6 protein-coding genes and 1 tRNA gene are annotated in these 7,576 nt (G+C 58.1%); 4 read left to right on the forward strand and 3 right to left on the reverse strand.

Going from position 1 to position 7,576, the window contains the following annotated elements; translation table 11 throughout:
• Nucleotides 1–121: 121 nt before the first annotated feature.
• Nucleotides 122–1,345, reverse strand: a complete 1,224-nt coding sequence (locus tag VQ830_RS15650; protein WP_337269065.1) for an ROK family transcriptional regulator — start codon at nt 1,343–1,345, stop codon at nt 122–124.
• 170 nt (nt 1,346–1,515) lie between these two features.
• Here VQ830_RS15650 and xylF point away from each other — a divergent pair, with 170 nt between their 5' ends.
• From xylF to VQ830_RS15665, 3 genes are all read left to right on the forward strand, one after another.
• The gene (xylF, locus tag VQ830_RS15655; RefSeq protein WP_337269066.1) at nt 1,516–2,556 is read left to right on the forward strand and encodes a D-xylose ABC transporter substrate-binding protein; all 1,041 of its coding nucleotides are present in this window, start codon (nt 1,516–1,518) and stop codon (nt 2,554–2,556) included.
• A 240-nt stretch (nt 2,557–2,796) separates the two neighbouring features.
• On the forward strand, nt 2,797–4,110 hold the full coding sequence (locus VQ830_RS15660; RefSeq protein WP_337269067.1) for a sugar ABC transporter permease: 1,314 nt from the start codon (nt 2,797–2,799) through the stop codon (nt 4,108–4,110).
• A gap of 21 nt (nt 4,111–4,131) precedes the next feature.
• A complete protein-coding gene (locus VQ830_RS15665; RefSeq protein ID WP_337269068.1) occupies nt 4,132–4,935 on the forward strand; it encodes an ATP-binding cassette domain-containing protein in 804 nt (267 codons plus the stop codon).
• A 44-nt stretch (nt 4,936–4,979) separates the two neighbouring features.
• On the opposite strand, the gene VQ830_RS15670 is transcribed toward VQ830_RS15665, so the two are convergent.
• Nucleotides 4,980–6,509, reverse strand: coding sequence for a cryptochrome/photolyase family protein (locus VQ830_RS15670; protein ID WP_337269069.1), 1,530 nt, complete (start codon nt 6,507–6,509; stop codon nt 4,980–4,982).
• Complete coding sequence (locus VQ830_RS15675; RefSeq protein WP_337269070.1) at nt 6,503–7,201, reverse strand: SDR family NAD(P)-dependent oxidoreductase; 699 nt, start codon at nt 7,199–7,201, stop codon at nt 6,503–6,505. The genes VQ830_RS15670 and VQ830_RS15675 overlap by 7 nt, the downstream gene beginning before the upstream one ends.
• Nucleotides 7,202–7,371: 170 nt before the next feature.
• Between VQ830_RS15675 and VQ830_RS15680 the strand changes: the two genes are divergently transcribed.
• Nucleotides 7,372–7,448: transfer RNA gene (locus VQ830_RS15680), tRNA-Arg, on the forward strand.
• Nucleotides 7,449–7,576 lie beyond the last annotated feature (128 nt).

A 7,576-nucleotide genomic window follows, 5' to 3' on the forward strand; every position in this document is an offset into this window, starting at 1 on the left:
CCGTCAAGGAAGGCAAGCTGATCGCGGTTTAAGCCAAAGTGCCGATCAAATATTTGAAGTTCACGCCGCGCTTTTCATCGAGCGCGGCGTTTTTCATTCTTAGTGCTTTTTGCCGCCAAACCTATCCGGACGACAACGCGCCCGCCATGACGATGCTGCGGTCCATCTCCGCAAACGCGTGACGCAGATGTCCCTGATAAACGAGATTGCGCTCATCGGCCGCGATCTGAATTTCCGGCAGGCCGGACAAGCGGCCGATATGCGACTGAGCAAATCCCTCTTCCACGCCACGCCGCATCAGATCGTAGTACCGGGTGCCTACGCCTGTGATGACGACCGGCATCGGCTCCGTCAGGCTTAGCAGCCGCGACAGACCGTTCCCGAGGGCCAAGCCGGCCTGACGAAATGCAAAGCCGGCCATTCGGTCACCCTGTCTTGCGCGCTGCGCAATCTTGTCCATCTCCGATAAGGGCACGAACTTGGCAGGGATCGTGTCGAGCCGCACCTCGAATGCAGTGCGCAAGATCGCATAAAAGCCAGCATAGGCCTCGACACATCCGCGGGCGCCGCAGCGGCATAGCGCACCATCAGGCTGATGCATCATATGGCCGAAGTTAGATGCGGTCAGGTCCATCTCGCCAAGTGGCGTCATGCGAGCAATCCCGAGCCCGATGCTGTGGCCGAGGGAAAGCGCCGCGAGCGCATAATGCTTGTGCGAATGGCGCTTCTCCTCCTCTTCGCCAAGTGCGGCTGCGACCAGAAGAGTCTCATTGGCCAGCATGACCCGGCCTTTCCATCGACTTTTCAGGCCTGCGTCGAAATCGATTCGGTCCGCGCCGAAAATGGGCGACCAGAGCAAAATGGGGCGCGTCTTGTCGACCAGGCCCTTGCTACTGATGGAAATGATCAAAAGCTTGTCGCGCTCTATCCGGGACCGTTCGGCGAGCCGCTCCAGGCCCTGGCCGATGACTTCCAGGAAAAGCCCTGCCCCGGCGGGATCGTGCGAACGCTGCTCGTTGAAGCGGTCGATCAGCCGGCCGGAATAATCGACAAGGGAATATTCGACGCCGTCGGAGGTGATGATCACAACCGCCAGATAAGCACAGTCTCGCCGCTGACGAAGAAGCACGCGTGGCCTGCCGCGCCCACCGGCCGGCTGCTGCTCCGACTTCTCGATAATGCCGGCCGTTTCAAGATCGGCCGTAATGGCGGACACGGTTGCAGACGACAGGCCAGTATGATCGGACACATCGGTATGCGCCAACGCGCCATGGCGTCGCAAGGCCGCCAGAACGAGAAGGCTGTTGCGCTGCCTGATGAGCTCGGTGCTCGATTTGGCCAGCATGGAGTGCCAGAACCTTTCTGCATTTCGTCTAAAATGAGGCCGTTGACAGCCTCCAAATTCTCTGCCAGTTAATTTCTCGACTGTCGAGAAAATAATAATTTCTCTGAACAGCGGGAGCAGCGGCCGGAGGAGGCATTGGCCCCGGCTGCCATATCAATTGGGAGGACATGATGAAGTCTGTTTTGAAACTGATGGCCGGCGCGGCCGTCTTGGTGAGCCTGCACACGGTTGCTATGGCCAAGGACATGGTGGTCGGCGTTTCCTGGTCTAACTTCCAGGAAGAGCGTTGGAAGACGGACGAAGCCGCCATCAAGAAGGCTTTGGAAGCCAAAGGCGCAAAGTACATTTCCGCTGACGCACAGTCTTCCGCCAGCAAGCAGCTGACCGACATCGAGTCGCTGATTTCCCAGGGCGCGAATGCGATCATCGTTCTTGCGCAGGACTCGAGCGCCATCGCGCCTGCCATCGAGAAGGCCGCTGATGAAGGTATTCCGGTCGTCGGCTATGACCGCCTGATCGAGAACAAGGATGCCTTCTACATCACCTTCGACAACAAGGAAGTCGGCCGCATGCAGGCCGAAGGCGTCTACAAGGTCAAGCCGGAAGGCAACTACGTCTTCATCAAGGGCTCGTCATCCGACCCGAATGCAGACTTCCTCTTCGCAGGTCAAATGGAAGTGCTGAAGAAGGCGATGGATGCTGGCAAGATCAAGAATGTCGGCGAAGCTTATACCGACGGCTGGTTGCCGGAAAATGCTCAGCGTAACATGGAGCAGTTCCTGACTGCCAACAACAACAAGGTCGACGCCGTCGTCGCCTCGAACGATGGCACCGCAGGCGGTGCAATCGCTGCTCTCGACGCGCAGGGCCTCGCCGGCTCCGTACCGGTCTCGGGTCAGGACGCCGACAAGGCAGCTCTTAACCGCATCGCGCTCGGCACGCAGACCGTGTCGATCTGGAAGGATAGCCGTGAACTCGGCAAGCGTGCCGCTGAAATTGCACTCGATCTCGCCAAAGGCACGACCATGGACAAGATCAAGGGCGTGACGACTTTTGACGGCGGCCCGAAGCACGTCAAAATGCAGTCGGTCTTCCTGAAGCCGATTGCCATCACCAAGGACAACCTCGACGTCGTCATCAAGGCTGGCTGGATCAGCAAGGCTGAAGCCTGCCAGGGCGTCAAGGCAAAGAGCATCAAGGCCTGCGATTGATGGCTTGAAGAGCGCTGCGACGGTCTCCGTCGCAGTGCATTGTTGCCGTTAGGCCCCGGCATCCAGGTAACACTTGGTTCGGATGCAGAGGCGCGGCACCTTGATTGGTAATTCCGCATCAACATGGACAGGCGCTCGAAAGCGAGCCCTCTTCGCCCGGGTCAAGGGCAATAAAAGCGTCTGAGTATCCAAAAGGACAACCTCGTCCCAGCGGAAGCTCGCAAGGGAACTGGCACAGCGATGACCGACATGGTGAATACAACGACAACAAGCGGACCGAGAACCGCCGAAGCCGGGCTGATCACCCGCTTCTTCCGCGCGACCGAGATCGACACGCGCCTCTTGGGAATGGTCGGCGCCCTGTTGATCATCTGGATCGGCTTCCACTTCATGACAGGTGGGCTGTTTCTCACGCCCCGCAACCTTTGGAATCTTTCCGTTCAAACGACCGATATCGCCATCATGACCACGGGCATGGTGCTGGTCATCGTCACGCGCAATATCGACCTTTCTGTCGGCTCGATGCTGGGTCTTTGCGCCATGATCATGGGCGTCATGCAGGCAAAGGTCTTACCTGAGCTGATCGGCTTCGACAATTCCGCAACCTGGTTCATCACGCTGATTGTCGGGATTGCCGCTGGCGCCCTGATCGGCTGCTTCCAGGGGCTCATCATTGCTTTTCTCAACGTGCCGTCCTTCATCGTAACGCTCGGCGGTTTGCTGGTCTGGCGCGGCGCAACCTGGCTCGTCACCAGCGGTCAGACCGTTGCCCCCATGGATCAGACCTTCCGCATCATGGGCGGCGGGGCTGAAGGCTCGATTGGCGCGACCTGGAGTTGGATCGTCGGCATCATTGCCTGCCTCTTCGTCATCGGCGGTATTTTGAACGCGCGCCGTCAGCGCAAGCGCTTCGGTTTCCCGCAGCGCCCGGTCTGGGCGGAGTATTTTCTGGTGATCCTCTCCTGCGTGCTGATCCTTGGCGCGATCTGGATCGCCAACAGCTATTACTGGCCAATCAATATTGCTCGCAGATATGCCGAGGCTAACAATATTCCTTGGCCGGAGACCGGGCTCGATATCCCCTACGGGATCGCCGTCCCTGTCCTGATTACCATCGTCGTCGGCATTGTCATGACGTTCATATCAACGCGCCTTCGCTTCGGCCGTTACGTGTTCGCTATTGGCGGCAACCCGGAAGCCGCAGAACTTGCCGGCATCAAGACGCGCTGGGTTACGGTACGCATTTTCACGCTGATGGGCATTTTATGCGCGATTGCCGGCGCAATTTCCACAGCTCGCCTCAACGCGGCGACCAATGCGCAGGGTACGCTGGATGAGCTTTACACGATCGCGGCAGCCGTTATCGGCGGCACGTCGCTTGCGGGCGGCACCGGCACCATTGCCGGCGCTATGCTGGGTGCACTCGTCATGCAGTCGCTCCAATCAGGCATGGTGCTAGCGCATGTCGATACACCGCTGCAAAGCATCGTCGTCGGCGCCGTGCTCGTCGTGGCCGTCTGGCTCGACACCGTCTATCGCGCCCGCGCCAAGTAACAGATCAAGAGGAACATACCCATGACCGACCAGTCTATTTCGGCGGGCACCCAGACGCCTCTTGTCGAGATGAAGAATATCTCGATCTCTTTCGGCGGCATCCACGCCGTGGACAATGCCTCGATCAACCTTTACCCCGGTGAAGTCGTGGCCCTGCTTGGCCATAACGGTGCCGGCAAGTCGACACTGATCAAAATCCTGTCCGGAGCCTATAAGCGCGACACGGGCGATATCATGATCAACGGCGAGCCCGCCGATATCAAGAACCCGCGCGATGCGAAAAAATATGGCATCGAGACGATCTATCAGACCCTTGCCGTCGCCGACAACGTCGATGCCGCCGCCAACCTTTACCTCGGCCGGGAACTGAGGACGCGGTGGGGCACTTTGGACGATGTTGCAATGGAAGCATCGACGCGCGAAGTGATGGGACGTCTCAATCCCAATTTCAAACGCTTCAAGGAGCCGGTCAAAGCGCTGTCCGGTGGCCAGCGGCAATCGGTGGCGATCGCTCGCGCGATCCTGTTCAACGCCCGCATCCTGATCATGGACGAACCGACAGCCGCTCTTGGTCCGCAGGAAACCGCGCAGGTTGGCGAACTGATCAAGCAGTTGAAGAAGGAAGGGATTGGCATTTTCCTGATCAGCCATGACATTCATGACGTCTTCGATCTCGCCGACCGCGTCACGGTCATGAAGAATGGCCAGGTCGTGGGACAGGCCCGCACAGAGGATGTCACCAAGGATGAAGTGCTCGGCATGATCATTCTCGGCAAGGTTCCGCCCGGCGCCATTCCAGGCCCCGGCGCCATGAAAGTGGCCTGATCTTTGGAGGCGGCGTCCTCAGCCGCCTCCTTCTTCATTTGACTTCAAAGCTTGGAGAGGAACCTCTCTGCGCTTTTTCGATAGTCATGACGCTTTTCCTGGCTCATGCGGCGCCATGCCGAATAGATCGGTCGCAGGCGATTGTTGCGACCAAGCTTGTCTTCGTTGCGGGCTATGAAATCCCAGTAGAGCGCATTGAACGGACAGGCACCCTCACCTGTCTTCTTCTTGACGTCATAACGGCATTCGCCGCAGTAATCGGACATCTTGTCGATATAGTTTCCACCACCGGCATAAGGCTTGCTGCCCAGGAAGCCGCCATCGGCAAACTGGCTCATGCCGATCACATTCGGTAGCTCCACCCATTCATAGGCGTCGGCATAGACTTCGAGGTACCATTCATGCACCTCGCGCGGATTGATGCCGGCCAACATGGCAAAATTGCCTGTTATCATGAGCCGCTGGATGTGGTGGGCATAGGCATGCCGGATCGTATCCCTAATGGTGATCGACAGGCAGTTCATATCGGTCTCGCCTGTCCAGTAAAAATCCGGAAGCGATCGCTTGGCTTTGAAGAAGTTCCCTTCGGTATAATCAGGCATTTTCAACCAATAGACTCCGCGCATGAACTCTCGCCACCCGATGATCTGGCGAATGAAGCCCTCGGCCGAATTCAACGGCACCTGTCCTTCGTGATAAGCGCGCTCGACGGCGCGGCAGACAGACAATGCATCGAGGAACCCGATATTGATGTAAAAGGACAGGAGAGAGTGATTGAGGAACGGCTCGCGGGAAATCATCGCGTCCTGCTTCGCGCCGAAATCCTTCAGGAAGGTCTCGATGAAATGATCGAGTACCGCTTCGGCGTCTTGGCGCGTCACCGCGAAATTGAAATCCTCCAGGCTGCCAATATTGTTGTCGAAGCGGCTGGCGACGAGGGAAAGCACATCGTTGGTCACTTTATCCGGTTTGAAGTCGAGATGCCGCGGCTGGAAGAGATCGGGATTGGCAGGTTCGCGATTTTCGCTGTCGAAGTTCCAGCGCCCACCTTCCGGCTCATCGCCGTTCATCAACAGTCCCGTCTTGCGTCGCATCTCGCGATAGAAGAATTCCATCCGCAACTGTGTCTTATCGCCTGCCCAGGAGCGGAATTCCTCATGCGAGCAGATAAAGCGGCGATCGGGTAGAACATCGACGGGACAGCCGAGGTTCTGTTCCCAGCCCCGCATCATTTCCATGACCCGCCACTCGCCGGCCTCGGTGACCCGAACGCGCTGCGGCTTCAGGCGAGCGGCAGCGCGCTCGGCCTCGCCGGTGAACGATCCACTATTGCCGTCGTCGTCAAGATGCACATAGGTAACCTTGAAGCCGCGATCTTTCAATTCCTTGGCGAAATGGCGCATCGCCGAGAAGATGAAGGCGATCTTTCGCTTATGGTGGCGCACATAGGTAGCCTCCTCCATGACCTCGCACATCAGGATGTGATCATGCGCCGGATCGGCACCCTGAAGGCTTGTGATGTCCAGCGAGAGCTGATCGCCAAGAATAAGGATGAGATGACGTACCGCTACCATTCGATGGCGGTTCCGTCATAAGCGAAAAACCCGCCGCTTTGCTCTGCCGTCAGCCGATCGAGGACCGACAGCATGGCAGTCGCCGACTGCGCAGGCTTTTGACGCTCCTTGCCCGAACAATAAGCATCCGACAGGCGCGTCTCGACGGTCCCAGGATGAAAAGCGGCAATGACGGACTGGCGATGCGTTCGTGCCGCCTCACGCGACACCGTGCGCACGATCTGGTTGAGGGCCGCCTTGGAGGCGCGATAGGAAATCCAACCTCCCAGATGATTGTCCCCAATCGAACCGACACGGGCTGAGAGAGTGGCAAACAGCGAACGTTGGTTGCGGTTCAAAAGTGGCAGGAAGTGTTTGAAGAGAAGCGCAGGCCCAATGGCATTGACCGCAAACTGGCGCGCCATTGCCTCGGCGTCCAAGGCCTTGATCGTTTTCTCAGGCGGCACGCCTTCGATGATAAGTGCGCCTGTTGCATCGAAGATGAGATCGAAGGGTCCCTCCCCTTTCAGATCATCGGCCGCCCGCTCGATCGAGCCCGGCACCGTCAGATCGAAGCCGGCCGAGGTCTTGCGCGATAGTCCCACCGCATTGCCGCAGCGCGGATCGCTGGCAAGTTCGGCCAGAACAGCCGATCCAATCCCGCCGCTCTCGCCAACGACCAACGCACGATACCCATCCGCCAGTGTTTCCATCCGCCTGCTCCCGCGCGTGCTGTTTTTCTCGACAACGATACGCCTAAGCCGCACGCATGGTTCATGCACCCAATCAAATTTCCTCATGAGCCGCTCGATAGGCATTGATGCGGCCGCCGATCTGGGCTAACAACCACCCATCGGACAAAGCGAGTCATCGCTTAGGGCATGCACCCGTAGCTCAGCTGGATAGAGTGTTGGATTCCGATTCCAAAGGTCACAGGTTCGAATCCTGTCGGGTGCGCCATTTCTCCAAATGTCCAACCCGGATACATAGGTAACAATCTGTTCCTAAGACATAGGTAACAACCTCGTGCCGAACGGGTTGTCGATGGTTTGCAAAGTCCTCTGTTCCAAGTCGATATATCCGAGATC

Source organism: Oryzifoliimicrobium ureilyticum, assembly GCF_037199735.1.
In the GTDB taxonomy this organism is placed as follows: Bacteria; Pseudomonadota; Alphaproteobacteria; order Rhizobiales; family Rhizobiaceae; genus Rhizobium; species Rhizobium ureilyticus.